This window comes from Pseudoalteromonas piscicida (genome assembly GCF_002208135.1).
GTDB lineage: Bacteria > Pseudomonadota > Gammaproteobacteria > Enterobacterales > Alteromonadaceae > Pseudoalteromonas > Pseudoalteromonas piscicida_A.
This window is the reverse complement of record NZ_CP021647.1, coordinates 1,007,397-1,026,559: the sequence shown is the minus strand read 5'-3', so window position 1 is coordinate 1,026,559 and position 19,163 is coordinate 1,007,397. Positions and strand designations below refer to the sequence as shown.

Here is a 19,163-nt window from a genome sequence, read left to right as displayed (position 1 = left end):
CTCAGGGGTCACTATGATTACACCGCGCTCACTTTTAAGCTGTGTTCGAAAGATTGTCTCTAACAGCTGTATAGCTGGCGGTATATTTTTCGCCTTAACCTCATCCGCATTTGCACTGGAAAACTGGAAGAAAGTCGAACGACTCACGCCAACAGATGAAGTGACAAATGCTGATACATTGGTCTTTAAAGTCACGTTTGTTAATGCACATACCGTTGCACCAACTGCCAGTGACTTTACGATTATTGGCGATGAAGATGAACAAGTCATCGACAACAATACTGTTGGCACAGGTAGTAAAACCACCGCATCAGTCACACAAGTCACCGTCGACTCGGGTAACAGCTCTATTTACCATGTTACGCTCTCTGGAGGTGACCTTGCCAGCTACAATGGTGTTGTCTCATTGTTACCGGCGAGTAACCGTATTAAACCTGAAGTGTTTGAGGCTTACTACGTTAGTAATGGCACAACGTTGCCAGCTTCAGATAAACTCATGGTATTTGACTACGCCGACCAAACAAGCGAATTGAGTAACGGTAACTTTGGTGCAACTGCAGCAGAAGCCAGAGCGAATGCCGATGCAATGTGCAAAAGTAAATTTATACGCAAGCATAGCCGTTTAAACAATATAATTGATAGTTCTGCAACAACCGCTGTAAGTAATGGACCTGTGAAAGCACACGCGGTTATGTCATTCACTGCATCAGATGATATCGCCAGCCTTGACACCAATTACAGTATGCCTAGTGTCAATGTCTATAATACTGGTGGCACAAAACTGGCTGATACAGATTGGGATGATTTTGTTAATGGTACATTGAGCTCTCTTAACAGTAATGCACCAGATATATTAGAATCCTCAGGTAACGTTAAATACTTTTGGAGCTTTTCAGAATCCAATGGCACTCTAAGTACTGCAAGCAATTGCTCAGGAGGTACTTCATCCTCAAGTAGCGTAAAAGGAATAGTCAATCAAAATGGTAGCTGGTACGCGTTAATTGGTAGTATCCCCTGTAATAACGCTATCAACTTTATCTGTGTTGCATGGCATGAGTCAGCCTATCTAGACGCTAATATCTCCAACACTGCGCCTACGATTAGTAACTTACCAGCAAGCTTTACTGTGACAGAAGATATCGCGACAACGATTGATCTCTCCGCAGTGACGTTAGCTGATGGAGAAGATGACAACTTAACAGTCACCTTAGCGCTGGACAGTGGCACCATCGCAAGCACCGATGGCAATGGTACAGTGAGCAGCGTCACAGTGGCGGGAAGTGGTACCGCAAGTATGACATTAAGTGGGTCGGCGGCAGCACTCAATACCTATCTCGATGTGACGACTAAACTCAACATTACCACAGCAGCAGACGCTACAACGGCGATGACACTTACGGTCACACCGAGTGACGGCACCGTTGATGGTAGCGCTGCAACCAGCACCATAAACGTCACGGCAGTCAACGATAAACCAACGTTTACTTCTACAGCAGTCACTGCATCAACTGAGGATTCAGTATACAAATATTCAATAGCCACCAACGATCCAGACAAAGACGCTGTCACCGTTTCCGTCTCCTCTAGTACTCCACTTCCTAGCTGGTTAAGCTTAAACACAAGCACAGAGGCAACGGTGTCGACCCTTGCAGGTCAAAGTTCGGGCTATGCAGATGGTACAGGCACTGCCGCCTCGTTTAAATCGCCGTATGACGTGGTAACCGACAGTAACGGTAACGTTTACGTCGCTGACTATGGTAACCATGTTATCCGTAAAATAACCCCTGAAGGAGTAGTAACGACGCTAGCTGGGTCTGGAAGCGCAGGCTCTGACGACGGAACAGGAAGCGCAGCTTCGTTTAATTACCCCAAAGCCGTTGCGCTAGATTCATCTGGTAATATTTACGTTGCAGATTCTTCTAACAATACTATTCGTAAAGTTACGCCAGCTGGTGTGGTAACGACCTTTGCTGGTAGCGGAACTTACGGTAGCAATGATGGAACGGGCACGGCCGCAACCTTCGCAGCACCAACAGGGATTACTATTGACAGCAACGGGAATCTTTATGTCGTAGAAACAAACCCTCATATTGTTCGTAAAATTACTCCTGCAGGTGTCGTAACCACCTTTGCAGGTAGTAAAAATTCGTCAGGATTTACGGACGCAACGGGAACATCTGCAACATTCAACTTCCCTTATAATGGTGGTAGTAATAGCAATAATGACCTATTTATAGCTGACCGCAACAATCACGCTATTCGTAAAGTCACCTCGGCAAGTGTTGTAACCACTTTTGCAGGCACAGGCTCTGCAGGTTCAACAAACGGAACCGGAACGCAAGCTAGCTTTAATAAACCTTATGATGTAGCAGCAGATAGCGCAGATAACCTTTACGTAACCGAGCAAGCTGCGCACACCATTCGTAAAATCACCAGTACTGGAGTGGTAACAACCTATGCTGGAAGCGCTGGGGCTTCAGGAAATGCAGACGGTCTAGTTAGTGTGGCACGCTTTAGTCAACCCTATGGCATTGCGGTTGACAGTAATGACGTTGTGTACGTTGCAGATACTGGTAACCATCGAATTCGAAAGATTTCACCTGCTGAAACGACCTTAACAGGTACACCGACCAACGACGATGTTGGCGATCACTATATTTGTTTAATTGTTTCCGACGGTACTGAGACTAGTGAGCAATGCTTCACTATTACGGTTACAAACGTCAATGATGCGCCCGTTGTCGCGACGAATACAGGTTTAACGCTTGATGTAGGCACAACGATAAACATCACGAGTTCTGCACTGTCTGCAAGTGACGTCGATGATAGCGGTACCGGTTTAACTTATACAGTAACAACCTTACCAAGCCACGGCAGCCTCTTTGTAGATGCCAATAGTAACGATAGCTTAGATAGTGGTGAAGCGCTCGGCAGCAATGGTACATTCACACAAGCTGATATTGAAAATGGCAACTTCTTTTATACCCACGACGACTCTCAAAATGCGAGTGACAGTTTTGTCTTTTCACTAGAGGATGGCTTGGAAGACGGTGTTACCGCCATAACCAATCAAACCTTTAGCTTTGTTGTTGTACTAAACAAAGCGCCGGTTATCAGCGGTACCCCATCAGCTACCGTAAATGAAAATGTTGCATATAGTTTTACGCCTACCGCAACTGACGAAGATAACGACACCTTAACATTTAGCATCACGAATAAACCAAGCTGGGCAACCTTTAGCACCTCAACCGGTAGTTTAACGGGAACACCTAGCTATACCGATGCTGGTGCATACAATGGTATTGTTATTACAGTGAGTGATGGTACAGCCAGCGATACCTTGAATTTTAATATTACTGTCGTCAATGTGAACCGCACACCAAGTATTAGTGGAACACCAGCGACCAGCGTTGATGAAGATAGTAGTTATAGCTTTACGCCAACGGCCTCTGATCCTGACGGAGATACGCTTACTTTCAGTATAACTAATAAACCAAGTTGGGCTACCTTCAGTACCAGCACAGGCGCCTTGAGTGGCACGCCAAGTTTTACTGATGCTGGCGACTACAACGGTATTGTAATAACGGCCAGTGATGGCAGCGCAACACAAACGCTAAGCTTTAATATTAATGTTGTAAATGTGAATCGGGCGCCTTCTATCAGTGGTACTCCGTCTACTTCGGTACTTGAAGGTGGTGTTTATAATTTCACACCAACGGCAAGCGACCCTGATAATGACAACCTGAGCTTCTCTATTACCAATCAGCCGGGCTGGGCATCATTTAGCTCGACTACAGGGGCGCTAACAGGAACTCCTGATTTCAATCAATCAGGTACTTACAGTGGCATAGTTATCACGGTAAGTGATGGTAGTGCGACTCAAAGCCTGACTTTTTCTGTTACTGTAAACGATGTAAACCGAGCTCCCACGATAAGTGGAACACCTACTTCTACGGTAAATGAAGGAGTAAGTTATAGCTTTACCCCAAGTGCTTCAGATGAGGATAACGATAATCTTACCTTTAGCATTACCAATGCGCCTGATTGGACAACATTCAGTAGTACAACGGGTACACTAACCGGTACTCCTACCTTTAATGATGGTGGTGAGCAATACAACATCACAATTCGTGTTAGCGATGGTATTGAAGGTGCAAACCTTAACTTCACGCTAAGTGTGGTCAACATCAACCGCTTGCCAACTATCAGTGGTACACCAGGCGTGAAAGTCACTGTCGGGGAAAACTATAGTTTTATACCTGCAGCAACAGATGAAGATGAGGACACGCTCAACTTTACGATCACGAATAAGCCAAGCTGGGCACTATTCTCAGCATCAACCGGTGAACTCTCTGGTACACCATCAGAGACAGATATTGGTACGACTAGCGGAATTCAAATAAGTGTTAGTGATGGCACTGACAATGCGAGTTTACCAGCATTTAACCTTGAAGTGGTTGCTGAAAACACAGCTCCAACGGGTGAGAACCTCTCGCTCAGCGTTAAAGAAGATACCTCTTTGACTATTCTGCCGACATTACAAGATGCTGAAGATGATACCTTAACGCTGACCATCGGTAGTCAGCCAGCAAATGGTTCATTAACCAACAATGGTACGGGCTGGATATATCAACCAGAAGCTGACTTTAATGGGGACGATAGCTTTACCTATTCAGTGAGCGATGGAGAGCTGCAAAGTGATCGTTATACCGTTACATTGACTATTACACCTGTAAATGATTTGCCCGTCGCAAATAACGACACTTTCCAGTTAGACGGCACAGCCAATAACACTTATACCTTAGATGTCTTAGCGAATGATACGGATGTAGATGGTGATACCCTCATGATTGAAGGCGTCAAGGCAAGTTTAGGTACCGCCAGCATAGTCGACAATGCACTACAGTACAATGCCCAAGCAACTTCGCAGGCTCTGTTACTTTGAACTACGCCATTCGTGATGGTCATGGTGGTCGAGCTAAAGCAAATGCTCTATTAGAAATAAATGGTGCAGTCAATGGTGAACCTCCTGTTGTCACCGCCCCAGCAGATCTAGAAGTTAATGCTACGGGGCTATTTACCAAGGTGAATTTGGGTACTGCGACAGCACTCAATAGCAGCGGTGAGCCTTTACCCGTTACGCTAACAGAAGGTAAAACCATCTTTGCACCGGGAGTGCATAACGTCTACTGGCAAGCAACAGATGCAAACGGTAACTTAGGAACAGATCAACAGCTGTTGAGAGTGAACCCACTAGTGTCGTTGAGTAAAGATAAAACCGTTGCTGAAGGCACTAGGATAGATATTCAAGTGCTGCTAAATGGCCCTGCTCCGCAGTACCCAGTGACAGTCGACTACACGGTGACTGGCAGCGCAACATCTGGTGTGGATCATGACTTGAGTAGTGGCTCGGTAACGATAAGTTCAGGTACAAAAGCCAACATTTCAATTCAAACTGTTGCAGATGGTGAGTTTGAGGGGAATGAGACGATCACGGTCAGCTTGAATAGCGGTATTAATCTTGGTGCAAAACGGGAAACCACTATTACTGTGAGCGAACAAAATATTGCACCTGATGTCTCGCTAGTTGTGACTCAGAATGACCAAAACCGATTAACCGTTAGCCAAGATGAAGGAACTGTATCTATCGTTGCAACGGTGAATGATCCAAATGTTGGTGATACTGTGACGAGCACATGGAAAGTAACGGGCATGACTTCTGACCAATATACTGAAGATACACTGCAACTAAGCTTTAACCCTCAAGAACTGCAAGCGGGAACATACAAGATCACGCATACAGCGACTGATTCAAGTGGTGCACAAGATAGTGAGAGCGTATTTATTCAAGTGACCCAGTCATTGCAGCAATTATCTGATACCGAAGATACCGATGGCGATCTCATCCCTGATAGCCAAGAAGGTTACGCAGATGACGACGGAGACGGGATCCCTGATTTCCAAGACGCAATCACCGAGTGTAACGTGATGCCTCAAGAGGTGGTTACACAGGACGGCTTCTTAGTCGAAGGTAACCCTGGGGTCTGTTTACGTAAAGGCGAGTTTACCGCGAGCGGTGAAACTGGTGGTCTACTGATGACAGATGAAGAGGGTAACTCACAACTGGGCAGCGATAATGATGCGCAAATCACTGGCGGCTTGTTTGACTTTATCGCTTATGGATTGCCCAAAGCAGGTCAAGTGTATCAATTAGTGATGCCACAGCGCTTACCTATCCCAAGAGATGCCGTTTATCGTAAGTTTAAAGCGTCATCAGGCCTTTGGGTGAATTTTGTGGAAGACGCAAATAACCTTGTCTTTAGTAGTGAAGGTGAGCTAGGCATTTGTCCTCCTCCAGGAGATGAAAATTGGTCACCAGGACTGACTGAAGGTCATTGGTGTGTGCAACTTCAGATAGAAGATGGTGGTATCAATGATGACGATGGTGAGGCAAACGGTAGTATTGTGGATCCAGGTGGTGTCGGTGTACTACTCTCAAATAATCAGATGCCTGTAGCCCTAGACGATACAATTAGTATGAAGTGGAACACCAATATTACTATTGACGTCTTAGCGAATGACACTGACGCTGATGGAGATATGCTTACCATAGCAAATGCGTCAGCCAGTTTTGGTGAAGTACAGATCAATTCAGATAATACCCTGCACTACACACCAAACGCAGGATATATAGGAATAGATACGCTGAATTACGCCATAACTGATGGTAATGGAGGAACCGCAGGAGCGAGCGTAGTAATTACTGTAGTTGCCAATACGGCTCCCATAACGGTTTCCGATGTTGCAACGGTTGTTTCAGGAAAACCAATTACCATTAATGTGCTAGCAAACGACAGTGATAGCGATGGCGATACGCTGCAAGTAACTGAGGCAACGGCACAACACGGTAGTGTCGCTGTTAATGCTGATTACAGCTTAACCTATCAGTCAAATTCTGGGTTTGTTGGCAGTGAAACCGTTACCTACACAATCACAGATGGTGAGGCGAGTGTTCAAGGTAGTGTGAATATTACTGTCAACAAAGCACCTACCGATAGCGTCACGAACAAGAGTGATGGCGGTAGTATGCCATTATGGTTGATTTGGTTCAGTCTGGCACTTACTGTAGTTCGCCGTTGGCATTCAATAGCACGTTAACCACCTTATAGGTTAGTAACCACACAATAAGGGGTGATGAAGTTAAGCTTCATTACCCCTTCTTTTTGCGATAACACACAGAGCCAACAGAAGCGAGTACGGTTACTCACTCATCTAATTGATACTTTTTAAGTGTTGCTTGGTAAAAACCATTTGTCTGTAGTTGCGATAGACCCTTATTGAACAATTCAATAACTTCTGTTGCTTTTGGGTGGGATTTGCTAATGCCGATATGAAGCGGCCATTGTGCTATGGTCGGTTGATGTACTTTGAGGTCATGAAATTCAGCGTGTTGAGATTGCAAATAGACAAACGCAAGTTCGTCGCTTACTACAGCGTCTACTCGCGCTTTACTGAGAAGCGACAGACAGGAAGTCAGGTTTGTGAGCTTTTCTAAGCGAACTTGTGGGACCTGAGCGAGTGCAATTTCAGAACGAAAGCCCCGAATAGCACATACACTCAGACCCTTTAGATCTTCCATGTCCTCAAAGTCGACATCAGATCCCTTACGCGAAATAAGTACAAGGCGGTTGCTGTAGTAAGGCTCACTAAACATAAAACGTTCATCTCGGCTATCTGAGCGCCATAAAGCGGGGATAATATCGACCTGCCCTTTCGCCACGATTCGCATGGCTCGACTTAAAGGCATAATGAGCATTTCAAAATTTTGATTCTCCGCCTTAAATGCCGCGCGCACGAGCTCAACACTAAGGCCTGAACGTTCATCAACAATATACGGCGGCCAAACATGTTGCGCTCCCACTATGGCATCATTTGCCGATGATGTGCATGACAGGGTGATAAACAGGAGACATGACTGTTTTAAACTCTTTATCGCCATGTTTACGCTCTCCCGTCCTCACTTTCAAACTAAGTTAGCTTACAACTTTGCTACAAATATTTGCTCCGCTCCCAATTGAGTATAGCGCAACTGTTGCATCACGAAATATAAACATACTTGCTCACTGGTAACGTTTGAATATGGCATAAAATTCAACGACTTTTGTCCTTCAATACACAATTTACTGTAAACCAATGTAAATAAACCGTGAAGTTTAATTGAATTGTCATCAATAGCGCTTAAAATACTGCGTCCGAATAAAAATTCGGATAATTCTAATACACGGGAAAATAAAAAATGATTAAAAAATCTATCCTAGCTTCAGCTATTGCATTAGCTTGCCTAAATGCACAAGCAGAGGTGATTATCTCTGAGTATGTTGAAGGTAGCAGTTATAACAAAGCCATTGAGCTCTACAATGGTGGTGACGAAGCTGTCAGTCTAACTGGTTACTCTGTCAATTTCTTCTTTAATGGCGCAACAGAAGCTCGCACTAACATAGAATTAAGTGGTGAGCTTGCGGCTAAATCAACTTATGTTATTGCTCATGCTGACTCCGCAGCAGAGATCATCGCAAAAGCACAGTTAACAAACACAAGTAGCTGGTTTAATGGTGATGATGCCGTTACGCTTACGCTCAATGGTGCAGTTGTTGATAGCCTAGGTCAGATTGGTGTCGACCCTGGTAGCGAATGGATTGATGGCGATATTAGAACAAAAGATAAAACACTTGTCAGAGATCCTGCAATAACAACTGGCCGCACCGATGCAACTTCTGCATTTGTTGGCACTGGACAATGGCTTGCACTTGCTAAAGACGACTTTAGCAACCTAGGTATCCACATTAATGGCGGTGACGTACCTGAGCCAGAGCCAGTTATCTGTGGCGAAAATAATACCTTGATCAGTGCTATTCAGGGCGCAGGCGATGCAAGTCCATTGGCTGGAGAAACGGTTGAAATTCAAGCTGTTGTCACTGCAAGTATGCAATCAGATGACGGACTTGGCGGCTTCTTCATTCAAGAAGAAAGCACTGACTATGATGCTGATAGTAATACTTCCGAAGGTATTTTTGTCGTATATACTGCAACACCAGTAAGCACAGGCGATGTGGTTAAATTACGTGGTAAAGTTGAAGAGAAGTATGGTCAAACTCAACTCATTAACGTCGACGCAATTGAGCTATGCGGTTCTGCAACAGCTTCAGCGACTACCGTTACTTTACCTGCAGAGAATGGCCTTGAAGCCTACGAAGGCATGTTGGTTTCGATTTCAAATGAGTTGGTCGTTAACGATACATACGGACTTGCGCGCTACGGCGAAGTACGCTTAGGTACTGAACGTTTGTACCAAAGCACTCAAGTAGCAACGCCTGGTGATGCAGCAAACCAGCTAGAAGCTGAGAACAAGCGCAAAGAAATTTTACTTGATGATGGTTCATCAGTACAAAACCCTGACGTTATTCCTTATCCATCACCCACACTAGATGCCTATAACACCTTACGACTGGGCGATTCCGTGACGGGCCTTGAGGGTGTCATGGGATATGGTTATAGCCAATACCGTATTCACCCAACAACAACACCAAACTTTGTTCATACTAATCTCCGTACAGAAGCACCTCAAGTAGAAGTGCGTGGAGATTTACGTATTGCTAGCTTCAACGTATTAAACTACTTCAATGGTGACGGTCAAGGTGCAGGTTTCCCAACGTCACGAGGAGCTGACAATCTTGAAGAGTTTGAACGTCAAAAAGCCAAAACGGTTGCTGCAATTTCTGCGCTCGATGCCGATATCATCGGTCTACTTGAAGTAGAAAATGATGGCTTTGGTGAGTTTAGTGCGATTGCCGATCTCGTTAACGCTTTAAATGCGGCAGACTCTGCTAATACCTATGCATTTGTAAACCTTAATGTTGACCAAGTGGGTGGGGATGCAATTACATCCGGTATCATCTATCGTAGTAACAAGGTAGCTGAAGTAGGCACGCCAGCATTTACCGAAACAGTACCATTTGATTACGGTAACCGTCCTCCTGTCGTACAAACGTTCAAAGAAGCAAACGGTGAAGAAATCTTCACAGTGGTCATGGCTCACTTACGCTCTAAAGGCAGTTGCTCAAAAGCTGAGGGCTTAGATCAAGACCAAAATGATGGTCAAGGTTGTTGGAACCAAACTCGAGTCACTGCGGTTAATACCCTAGCGACTTGGCTTGGCACAAATCCGACAGGAGTTGCAGAAGATGATGTGATTATTCTGGGTGACATGAATGCATACGCTCAGGAAGATCCAATCAACACCTATGTCGAGAATGGTTATGCCAACATCAAGCAAACGCTTCATGGCAATAACTTAGATTATTCATACGTGTATCAAGGGCGTATCGGTAGCCTAGATCACGCCTTTGCTTCAAACACGATGATGGAGAAAGTAAAGTCAGTAACGGATTGGCATATCAATGCTGACGAACCCGTTGCGCTAGATTACAACACTGAGTACAAGTCAGATACTCACAAAGCAAGTCTTTACGCGACACACGCTTATCGCGCATCGGATCATGACCCTGTGGTTATCGACCTTAACCTTGCTAAAGAGCCGACGATTATTGAAGGCGAGTTTACAGGCCTTGCAGGTTGGTTCTGGTGGCAACATCGCTCAATCGAGCTACCTGCGGGCTTTGATAAACTAGAAGTGTCAATCACAGGTCAAGGCGAAGCGGACTTGTATGTGCGCCATAAGAAAATGCCAAACTTCTTTAAGTACGACTGTCGTCCATACCTTTGGGGTAGCGAAGAAAGCTGTGTATTTGACGAGCCTGCTGAAGGTAAATGGAATTTCCGTCTCCGCGGTCTATTCCCTTACTACAACGTAACTATCAAATATAAAGCGACAAAAGCGAATTAAAGTAATAACCATGGTAAAGGGAAGCAATTAGCTTCCCTTTCTCTAAGAAACAATATAACTTGCCCATCGTATTAAGCTAATACTCGTTTAATAAACGGCCACTTTTGTTGAGTATATTGCTCGCGGTCATCTTTGTATTCTTTTGCTAACCTCTGCTTTAACGCGCAGTACTCAGCTCTTAAATCTGATGACGCTCTTAATTTTTCCCTAAAAGAAATACGCTCTTGCCAAAGTAGGCTGTTGAAAGGGACAAGGTGTAAGTGATGGGTTCTACACTCAGGCGTTGGTTTGCAAAACCAGTGCATTACGTCAGCTTTATAGGGGTAATAACAATAACCGTGTTGAGTGAGCACTTGGATGGCTTCTTTTGACGCTTCTAGTGACTTAACACCCACCATAATATCTATCACCGGCTTAGCAACCATACCAACCACCGCTGTACTACCCACATGTTCAATATCACCTTCAACCCAAGGGCAAAGCAAAGGCGCTAACCTTAGCTTTTCATCTTGGAACATCCGTGGCCAATCTTGATTATATTTAGAAAGTGAAATCGCTTGGTCTGCCATTGGAAGGAGGATCCCATAGTTGCGTCAGGTTCGGTTTGGAACAGTATACAGCTAAAGCAAAGCTATAATCATCACTACCACATAAACGCGCGATCAATGCACAATTGAAGTACGGGCTAACACTTACACCCACCATAATTTGCATTTATATTATGGTGAGTGTCTGCTATCTGCTTGTCTAGTAAAGCAGCACACAGGCCGTAAAGATTCGATACGTGGTAAGTGAATTCGGGCCAGCTTTGACGATGGGTTCAGGGCAGAGCTTATCTTCGATTAATGGTCATTAACGAAGTATGCTCTCACCCTGGATGAGTCTGCAGCCGTACTGTTGATCACCACAATTATATCCGTATTTATCATGCCTTTTTTCTTTGGATGAAGTATTAATTTTTTAACCTTAGAAGTGCTAGCTCCTAAGGAATTATAGTCGCGTCATGAAAAGAAAAGAGAACCGATTTAAAGCAACTCAATTACAATAGATTAAGCTGCTTTACTTGTTTGTATAGAATCATCAGGTTACTTAGTTGATTCTGAAAAACTCGGATTTTCAAAAATGCCATAAAAGCCGACTGATGTCGGCTTCCCCTGCTAATTTTAGCATTCGGCTCTACTGCTTGAAATGACACTTTTATAGTTGGAGTGAGAACTATCCTGCCACAGAAGCGGCTGATAGGTGCTCAGCCCCAAATATCATTAATTTTTATTCTGATAAAACAAATTCTTTCAATTGTTCGTCTGATCTAGGGAAAATATAGGCGGAACGTTGCTTTTTCCAGCCTAACTTCTCGTAAAACCCACTTTTACCAGGAGCAGCGGTGAGCATAGTTGTTAAGTATGAGCTCAAGTTTTTTTCTAATTCATTTAAAATATTAGCTCCAACTCTTCTTCCTTGATATTCAGGGTGAATTACCAAATCTACAATCCAAGCATAAAAGCAACCATCATCCACTGTTCTACCTAAACCGATTAAATTATCTCCATCATAGGCAAAATATTTCAATGTGCTATCCGTGAATGCTTTGCACAGTTGCTCAGGGCTGCGTTTTTCCCAACCAACAGATTCAAACAATTCACTTACTTTTTTCCAATCTATGTTTTTAGTTGAACTAGAATATCGAATTTTCATAACTTAATCCTTTTAAGTGTATTTTGAATTTTATAATATCTTATGTGATTGGTTAATAAAGTTATTTTTTTAATGTGTGATATCTTTTGCTGGTAAAGAGGCCAGGGTAAGAGCATACTTCGTTAATGACTAACACAGACACCCACCATAATTTGCATCTATGCTTTGGTGGGTATCTGCTATTTGGTTTGTAACTTTAACAGAGTCTCTGAGCAACGCAGTGGCTCTATTTATTACCTTTAACGATTTAATGTTTATGCATTAACGTCACCTCTAAGCGATGAGCTGACATAGAACGGCATATATCAACAATATTAATTAACACTTAAATACCATACCTTTTCGTAAAGGCACTAAGCCCTTGAGGAGTAAATTGAATCACTCTGGAATCCAAATCTTGTTGTGCCCAGTTACGACTCATAGCATCGTCTAGTACCCATTTTCCTAGACTGCCAGCCAGATGGCTTCTTCTTTCGCTCCAATCTAAACATGCCTTACATACTGGTCTGCTTCGGTTTTTAAAAGAGCTAAAATCAACACCTATGTTGCTAAAAAACTTTTGCCCTGTTTCCGTCAATATAATCTCGGTAGAGTTTTCAATTAGCCAGCCGTTGTCCACCAAAGCATCGAATAACTTTACGCCTAACTCTCCTGCTAGGTGGTCGTAGCAAATGCGGGATTTTCTCAATCTCTCGTTTCTAGGCCCAGTTGATATTTTTGAATTTGATACAGATACGCTAATACTAAACATTTGTTCAATAAGTTCAGCGACTTGGATGTTTCTTAGCTGAAAGTACTTATGACGTCCTTGCTTCCTGACGACTAAAAGCTCGCCTTCAACTAATTTCATTAAATGACTGCTCGCTGTTTGAGGGGTAATATCTGCTTCAAGTGATAGCTCTGTTGCCGTTAGAGCTTTACCACTCATCAAGGCTGTAAGCATTTTAGAACGAGCCGTATCTCCGATTAAATTTCCAATATATGCAATATTAGGTTCCACTCTTTTTCCTTCACAGTTCGATCGCCATCGAAGTATCACAATTTAATGACGAGTAGACTGCCAAAAAACGAAAATGGAGACAACCACTTTGAAAATTACCTGCTTTATTGAATACCAACTTGATCCCTTCAAATTAGATATGTTTGAACGATACGCTGAAAGCTGGAGCAAAATCATTCCTTTATGCGGAGGAGAGTTATTAGGGTATTTTTTACCTCATGAGGGTTCAAATAATATAGCTTATGGCTTAATCAGTTTTGATTCTCTGGCTGATTATGAACGCTATAGAAGCAAGTTACGCCTGTCAGAGCTTGGTAAAAGCAACTTTCGCTTTGCCCAAAAGGAAAAGTTTATTGTTAATGAGAAACGTACGTTTTTGCAGGTTATATCCTCAACTTACAAGCGAGATCTTGAAGGAGAAAATACATGCTCGCAGTGATTTTTGAAGTAACTCCAAAAGAGCAGGGAAAAGCGCTCTATTTTGAAATGGCGCAGGCGTTGAAAAGTACACTCAACGAGGTTGATGGCTTTATCTCTGTTGAGCGTTTTCAAAGCCTCTCTAACCAAGATAGATTTTTATCCTTATCATTTTGGCAAAACGAAACAGCGCTAATGCAATGGAAAGAGCATTTTGAACACCAAATCGCTCAGAAAAGAGGAAAGGAAGAGCTTTTTAGCCACTTCAGAATAAGAGTTGGCAATGTTATTCGCGATTATGGCAGTGAAAACCAAGTAACTAAGTGATTGTCAGGAATTAAAATGAATATAGAGCAATATGTTACGTATGCTGTGATAATTACGGTACTTTTGGTGTCACCAGGACCATCTGTGTTACTTTCAATTAATAATGGATTGAACCATGGAAAGAAGCTAGCAGCGCTTGGCGTTTTAGGTAATCTCGCTGCATTTCAGCTCTTGTTGATTATAAGTGCGACAGGTCTGGGAGCAGTCATTCTAACATTTAGTGAACTATTAACTTATATAAAAGTAATTGGTGCTGGTTATTTATGTTATTTAGGCATTAAAGTATATCGTTCGCCAGTGTCTCAGCTTGATACTGACGGCTCTCAGCCCTCTTTACACCATCAACCATGGCTGATTTTTAAACAAGCATTTTGGGTTACATCTATGAATCCGAAAGCATTAATTTTTGTATCGGCATTACTACCTCAATTTATTAATCCAACCGTTTCATTAATGCCACAAGTTGTGATGCTGTGTATTATCAGTGCATTGATTCATTTCACAATTTATTTTGGTTATGCAGCACTTGCTGAGAAGGTAAAGCAGCTAGTGGGAGGCGAAAAAGGCCGAGGCCGAGGCCGATTCAATAAAGTGAGTGGCGTAACATTTTTAATTTTTGGTATAGTTTTAGGACTATCTGGTTCCACTACTTAAATGGCAGTTAGCCCTTCCTAAATATATATAAGGATTGTAGTGGTCAACTAATTGAACTTACTGCATAGAGCCGACATTCGGCTCTAAATTGTTTTTGTCCAAACACAAGTTAGGTGAGCGTCCGTTATAGCAATTGGATTTAAGGCGATAAGTTACTGTTGAACGGTCTAGTTTGGCACATATGAGACTATCGGACTTTATTAAGCCTTATACCTGAGCTTATAATCTAGCTTGTTTAACTAACCTACTGTTTTGCTCATCACCACCACATCAACGCCTCGGTAATTGACGTTTTCGAGCGGTTGCCAGCCGAGTTTCCGGTAGAGTCCACCTTCTGGGTGTTCAGTTTGTAAATATAACGTTTTTACACCGAATTTAATGGCTAATTGCTCCGCTTCTTTGACTAAGCGTGACGCTAGTTTATTTCCACGATAGGGCTTGTCCACATATACACCACCAATCCAGTGCTCTTTATCTGTGTAGATACTCATTTCATGAAATTTAAGCTGCACGGCTCCTGCGATTTTATCGCCATCAAGTGCAATGATTACACAGGGAATACCTGACTCGTTAAGGTAATCTAAAAGCTTTTGCTCAAAACGCTCTACAGAGGCCTCTTCAACAATGCTTCCCCACTCGTCAAAATACCACTTAGCAATAATTGGTATCAGTGCTTTGTGCTGCGCTAGAAGTTTAAATTCCATTTTAATTGCCTCAAATCATAAAAGCGCGGATACGTTCGCGCGCTATGCAATAAAACGATGTGCTTAACGCCCCGGAATGGAGGTAAATTTACAGTTTCGCTTTGCTTCAGCCAAATTTTTTTGTCCTTCAATAATAAAGTAATCAAGCTTCGCATCGATTAATATAGCCTGACGCGCTGGGTTATTATCATCAGGATTCCAGCGCCACTTTCTAATTGCCTGAAGTGCGCTGCTATCAAAAACGCCCTCGGGATAACTGCTAGTGATTTTGTACCGTCCCACTCTCCCATCTGGGGTTATACCTAACGTCAAAGAAACACATCCCGATATCCCACCTTTAGCCGCCTCTATTGGATACATAGGTTCTATCCGGCGTTTTTGAACCCAATAACCATCCGCTTGAGTTTTGATGGGTAAATGTCGCATATCTACGTAGCGAATATGTTTTAGCTCTTCAGCCGTTAACGGTACAGAAGTGTTACTAGTTTGACATCCAGAGAGTAACAGCAACGCCAGAAAGGTTATTCTTTTCATGTCACGTTTATTCCTTTAAAATCAAGTAGTGTAATTAGTTCCCTTTTATAGGTCAAGCTTCATAACCTCACGAGCAATTTTATTTCTATTTAATTGATAGATATAGATATCATGCTTTTCACTGCCTATATCCAAAAAGGCTTTTAAACGAGTTTTGCGTTTCATCCCTAACTTCAGCATCAACCGCTGCGACTGCAGATTCTCAACGGCGCATATGGCCTGAATGGTATCTACAGAGAGACTTTGAAAAGCCTCCTTTATCAGTGCTGTTGCGGCTTCTTCCCCATAACCCTTACCGATCTCTGCCTCAGCTAATCGGAAGCCAATCTCACCGACCCGTTTACCTGCATCAACATATTTAAAAACGAGTTCACCAATAAGTTGAGCTTGTGGCTTTTTAACGATCGCAAAGATCAAACGCTCATCGACCGCACCTTTCCAAGGTTGGCAAGCTTGAATTAGCCTCTCTTTTGCCGACTCGAGTGTGGCAGGCGCACCGATATATTTTGACGTATTTGGGTTTTTCCGATGGCTGTAAACCGCATCTAAGTCATCCATTGTCATTCGCCTTATGGATAAACGCTCTGTTTCAAACTGCATTGTTATTTTTCCCTACCCTAAGATCACATACATAGCCACCAGTCTCATAGATGAACGCTATGTCTCAGAAGCGCTGCATTCTATTACTCTTTACAAACCGGCATAAGGACAGTGCGTAAATGCCGCCAGGTTATAAACAGTAACAGCGCACAACCAAAAACGAGTGCCGCGAGTGACTCAACGCCACTCAGTAGCCATCTGTTGACCAGCCATGCCACACAAGAAAAAAATAACAGCTCAACCGCGCCGACTAGCGCATTTGCTGTTCCTGCTTTCTCTGGATGCAAAACGCCAATAAGATGCATATAACTTGGAAAATAAGCGCCAAATACAAACATAATCGCAGCATAAGCAAGCAAAACAGCAAGCGCACTACCACTTGCAAATAGCAGCAATAACACGCTGACAACTAATGCAGGCCAAGTCCAAATCACGATATCCAAATAAGTGCGCTTACGCTGCAATACCTTAGTTAATATTGACCCTATGAGTAAACCAAACATCGGGATCATCATCGCCTGACCTATTGCGTTGGCTTCCAAGCCAAACTGCCGAGCCAATAAAAACGGCAGATACAGTTGAATGGTGAGATACAAGAAAGTAGGCAACCATTTGAGCGACGCGAGGGAAATAAACGAGCGATTTAGCAATAGACTTTGATATTCATTAAAGAGCGATTTGGGCCTCAGCGACATAGAAATTTTACTGCTCTGCTGCATAGTTTTATAGCCATAAATCAGTATCAAAATATAGTAAGCGAACGCAAACCATGACATCCCCTGCCACCCTACCCAGCCAGATAACACCCCAGCCAAGAATGGACTACAAATCGCAGTAACACTCACCGACATTGATAGCGTCGCCATCGCGCTTTTAAGTTCACTACCCGATAATCTTGCAGCAAGAAGCGTTCTGCCAATTAACACCGGCGACGCAGCACCAATGCCTTGCAACACTCGACCGATAAAAAATACCTCGGCGCTAGATGCAATCGAACAAAAAACCGTGCCTAACAGTAAAATACCCAGCCCACTAAAAAATAACGGCCTATCACCAAACTTATCTCGTAGCGGCCCGACCAGCAGTTGCGCAGCTCCTAGTGTAGTAAAGTAGCTAATTACAGCTGCTTGTCCTTGGCTAGGCGTAAGCTGTAAGGAATCCGCGATATTAGGTAAAACAGGGATGTAGATTTGGCTTGCGATTTGAGAGCAAGACATCAGCAAAACAGCTAAAAAAACAACTTGAAACACGTCAGCCCCTCTTAACTTAATAGAGGGTAATTTTACTGAGCTTTTAATATCCAAAAAATAAGATAATAATAAAAACACTTATTCCCATCAGGAAACAATTAATGGATTGGTTAACCGGAGTGCGGAGTTTTAGCAAAGTTGTGGAGTTTGGTAGTTTTACTCGGGCCGCAGATGAAGAGGGGGTTTCAGCGTCTGCAGTGAGCAAACGAATTGATTGGTTGGAACAACAACTTGGCTTAACGCTATTTATTCGCACTACTCGCCAAGTCAATCTCACTGAGGCTGGGGAACACTTCTTACCGAAGGCGTCAGCATGGCTAGCGCAGTTTGAATGTTTAACTGATCACGGACAAGCACTGAATCAAGCACCATCTGGTAGCTTAAAAATCGCTTCAACACTCGCGGTGGGCAGCACCATTTTAATGCCAAATATCGCCTCATTTTTAGCCAAATATCCCAAATTAAAAATTCACCTTAATGTCATCGCTCCTGGCGCACACCCAGATCTTACTCATGATTTAGTGATCACACGCTACTATGAAGCTTTTGACTCAGCCTCTCATAAAGGCAGCAGACTCATTGATTATCAAATGCAGATCTTTGGTGCTCCTCACTATCTCAAACAGCATAAGTCTATCAAGTCCCTTGATGATCTGCGCCAACATAAAATGTTGTTAAGCAGTTATTACCACAAACTAGGAGGGATTATTTTAGAAAATGGCGACGTCTTCCAGTTTGACAACTATAACTTCGTCTCTGATCAACTCGACGCTATGCTGACAGCAGCAGTACAAGGTTTGGGACTGGTATTTATTGCGCCTAGCTATGTGAAAAGGGAACTTGATCAAGGTTTGCTCATACCGGTATTACCCGAAGTAAAATCCGAAACAAAACAATTGTGGGCATATTATCCGAAGGCAAACTACACACCATATAAAACCCAACTTTTTATCGAACACCTTAAAAATCACCTTAACTCAACAAAGTAGAGAAGATTGGCTTTCACATATGTTCACAATTTAAGTACAAAAAATCCTCTAAAGATTTAGAGCCATATGGTAATTTAGGGTGTTTACTCA

General features: G+C 43.1%; 15 protein-coding genes. 7 read left to right on the top strand and 8 right to left on the bottom strand.

The genetic code is table 11. The features are described from left to right. Nucleotides 1-13: 13 nt before the first annotated feature. Nucleotides 14-4,945 carry an Ig-like domain-containing protein gene (locus B1L02_RS23025; RefSeq protein ID WP_232003204.1) on the top strand — a complete coding sequence of 1,644 codons (4,932 nt, stop codon included), beginning with the start codon at nucleotides 14-16 and terminating at the stop codon, nucleotides 4,943-4,945. Next, the gene (locus tag B1L02_RS24870) at nucleotides 4,942-7,158 is read left to right on the top strand and encodes an Ig-like domain-containing protein (RefSeq protein ID WP_232003203.1); all 2,217 of its coding nucleotides are present in this window, start codon (nucleotides 4,942-4,944) and stop codon (nucleotides 7,156-7,158) included. Before B1L02_RS23025 ends, B1L02_RS24870 begins: the two co-directional genes overlap by 4 nt. 106 nt (nucleotides 7,159-7,264) lie before the next feature. Here the strand turns inward: B1L02_RS24870 and B1L02_RS23020 are convergent, their stop codons facing one another. Then, nucleotides 7,265-7,999, bottom strand: coding sequence for a substrate-binding periplasmic protein (locus tag B1L02_RS23020; protein WP_174694592.1), 735 nt, complete (start codon nucleotides 7,997-7,999; stop codon nucleotides 7,265-7,267). A gap of 297 nt (nucleotides 8,000-8,296) precedes the next feature. Between B1L02_RS23020 and B1L02_RS23015 the strand changes: the two genes are divergently transcribed. Beyond that, the gene (locus B1L02_RS23015) at nucleotides 8,297-10,903 is read left to right on the top strand and encodes an ExeM/NucH family extracellular endonuclease (RefSeq protein WP_088533031.1); all 2,607 of its coding nucleotides are present in this window, start codon (nucleotides 8,297-8,299) and stop codon (nucleotides 10,901-10,903) included. 71 nt (nucleotides 10,904-10,974) lie between these two features. Here B1L02_RS23015 and B1L02_RS23010 read toward each other — a convergent pair whose 3' ends face one another. From B1L02_RS23010 to B1L02_RS23000, 3 genes are all read right to left on the bottom strand, one after another. Next, on the bottom strand, nucleotides 10,975-11,472 hold the full coding sequence (locus B1L02_RS23010; RefSeq protein ID WP_088533030.1) for a GrpB family protein: 498 nt from the start codon (nucleotides 11,470-11,472) through the stop codon (nucleotides 10,975-10,977). Between the two features lie 700 nt (nucleotides 11,473-12,172). Further along, entirely contained in the window at nucleotides 12,173-12,598 is a 426-nt protein-coding gene (locus B1L02_RS23005; protein WP_088533029.1) for a GNAT family N-acetyltransferase, read from the bottom strand. 325 nt (nucleotides 12,599-12,923) lie between these two features. After that, nucleotides 12,924-13,598: an ArsR/SmtB family transcription factor gene (locus B1L02_RS23000; protein WP_088533028.1), complete on the bottom strand. Its 675-nt coding sequence runs from the start codon at nucleotides 13,596-13,598 to the stop codon at nucleotides 12,924-12,926. Between the two features lie 73 nt (nucleotides 13,599-13,671). Between B1L02_RS23000 and B1L02_RS22995 the strand changes: the two genes are divergently transcribed. Genes B1L02_RS22995 through B1L02_RS22985 form a run of 3 tightly spaced genes read left to right on the top strand, consistent with a single transcriptional unit; the run spans nucleotide 13,672 to nucleotide 14,996 of the window. Continuing rightward, on the top strand, nucleotides 13,672-14,037 hold the full coding sequence (locus B1L02_RS22995) for an NIPSNAP family protein (protein WP_088533027.1): 366 nt from the start codon (nucleotides 13,672-13,674) through the stop codon (nucleotides 14,035-14,037). Then, nucleotides 14,025-14,342, top strand: a complete 318-nt coding sequence (locus tag B1L02_RS22990) for an antibiotic biosynthesis monooxygenase family protein (RefSeq protein ID WP_088533026.1) — start codon at nucleotides 14,025-14,027, stop codon at nucleotides 14,340-14,342. Before B1L02_RS22995 ends, B1L02_RS22990 begins: the two co-directional genes overlap by 13 nt. Before the next feature lie 15 nt (nucleotides 14,343-14,357). Then, nucleotides 14,358-14,996, top strand: a complete 639-nt coding sequence (locus B1L02_RS22985; protein WP_088533025.1) for a LysE family translocator — start codon at nucleotides 14,358-14,360, stop codon at nucleotides 14,994-14,996. A 239-nt stretch (nucleotides 14,997-15,235) separates the two neighbouring features. On the opposite strand, the gene B1L02_RS22980 is transcribed toward B1L02_RS22985, so the two are convergent. From B1L02_RS22980 to B1L02_RS22965, 4 genes are all read right to left on the bottom strand, one after another. Continuing rightward, entirely contained in the window at nucleotides 15,236-15,700 is a 465-nt protein-coding gene (locus tag B1L02_RS22980; protein ID WP_088533024.1) for a GNAT family N-acetyltransferase, read from the bottom strand. Nucleotides 15,701-15,763: 63 nt separating this feature from the next. Continuing rightward, nucleotides 15,764-16,234, bottom strand: a complete 471-nt coding sequence (locus tag B1L02_RS22975) for an energy transducer TonB (RefSeq protein WP_088533023.1) — start codon at nucleotides 16,232-16,234, stop codon at nucleotides 15,764-15,766. Between the two features lie 45 nt (nucleotides 16,235-16,279). Continuing rightward, entirely contained in the window at nucleotides 16,280-16,834 is a 555-nt protein-coding gene (locus tag B1L02_RS22970; protein WP_088533022.1) for a GNAT family N-acetyltransferase, read from the bottom strand. An 83-nt stretch (nucleotides 16,835-16,917) separates the two neighbouring features. Next, nucleotides 16,918-18,084, bottom strand: coding sequence for an MFS transporter (locus B1L02_RS22965; protein ID WP_088533150.1), 1,167 nt, complete (start codon nucleotides 18,082-18,084; stop codon nucleotides 16,918-16,920). A 101-nt stretch (nucleotides 18,085-18,185) separates the two neighbouring features. On the opposite strand from B1L02_RS22965, the gene B1L02_RS22960 reads away from it, so the two are divergent. Continuing rightward, nucleotides 18,186-19,073 carry a LysR family transcriptional regulator gene (locus B1L02_RS22960; protein ID WP_088533021.1) on the top strand — a complete coding sequence of 296 codons (888 nt, stop codon included), beginning with the start codon at nucleotides 18,186-18,188 and terminating at the stop codon, nucleotides 19,071-19,073. Nucleotides 19,074-19,163: the final 90 nt, after the last annotated feature.

Excerpts from the sequence above, each read along its gene's own strand:
- B1L02_RS22980 (WP_088533024.1), bottom strand. The coding sequence starts at position 15,700 with ATGGAATTTAAACTTCTAGCGCAGCACAAAGCACTGATACCAATTATT.
- B1L02_RS22990 (WP_088533026.1), top strand. The coding sequence starts at position 14,025 with ATGCTCGCAGTGATTTTTGAAGTAACTCCAAAAGAGCAGGGAAAAGCG.
- B1L02_RS23005 (WP_088533029.1), bottom strand. The coding sequence starts at position 12,598 with ATGAAAATTCGATATTCTAGTTCAACTAAAAACATAGATTGGAAAAAA.
- B1L02_RS22995 (WP_088533027.1), top strand. The coding sequence starts at position 13,672 with ATGGAGACAACCACTTTGAAAATTACCTGCTTTATTGAATACCAACTT.
- B1L02_RS23020 (WP_174694592.1), bottom strand. The coding sequence starts at position 7,999 with ATGGCGATAAAGAGTTTAAAACAGTCATGTCTCCTGTTTATCACCCTG.
- B1L02_RS22970 (WP_088533022.1), bottom strand. The coding sequence starts at position 16,834 with ATGCAGTTTGAAACAGAGCGTTTATCCATAAGGCGAATGACAATGGAT.
- B1L02_RS22985 (WP_088533025.1), top strand. The coding sequence starts at position 14,358 with ATGAATATAGAGCAATATGTTACGTATGCTGTGATAATTACGGTACTT.
- B1L02_RS22960 (WP_088533021.1), top strand. The coding sequence starts at position 18,186 with ATGGATTGGTTAACCGGAGTGCGGAGTTTTAGCAAAGTTGTGGAGTTT.
- B1L02_RS23015 (WP_088533031.1), top strand. The coding sequence starts at position 8,297 with ATGATTAAAAAATCTATCCTAGCTTCAGCTATTGCATTAGCTTGCCTA.
- B1L02_RS22975 (WP_088533023.1), bottom strand. The coding sequence starts at position 16,234 with ATGAAAAGAATAACCTTTCTGGCGTTGCTGTTACTCTCTGGATGTCAA.
- B1L02_RS23025 (WP_232003204.1), top strand. The coding sequence starts at position 14 with ATGATTACACCGCGCTCACTTTTAAGCTGTGTTCGAAAGATTGTCTCT.
- B1L02_RS23010 (WP_088533030.1), bottom strand. The coding sequence starts at position 11,472 with ATGGCAGACCAAGCGATTTCACTTTCTAAATATAATCAAGATTGGCCA.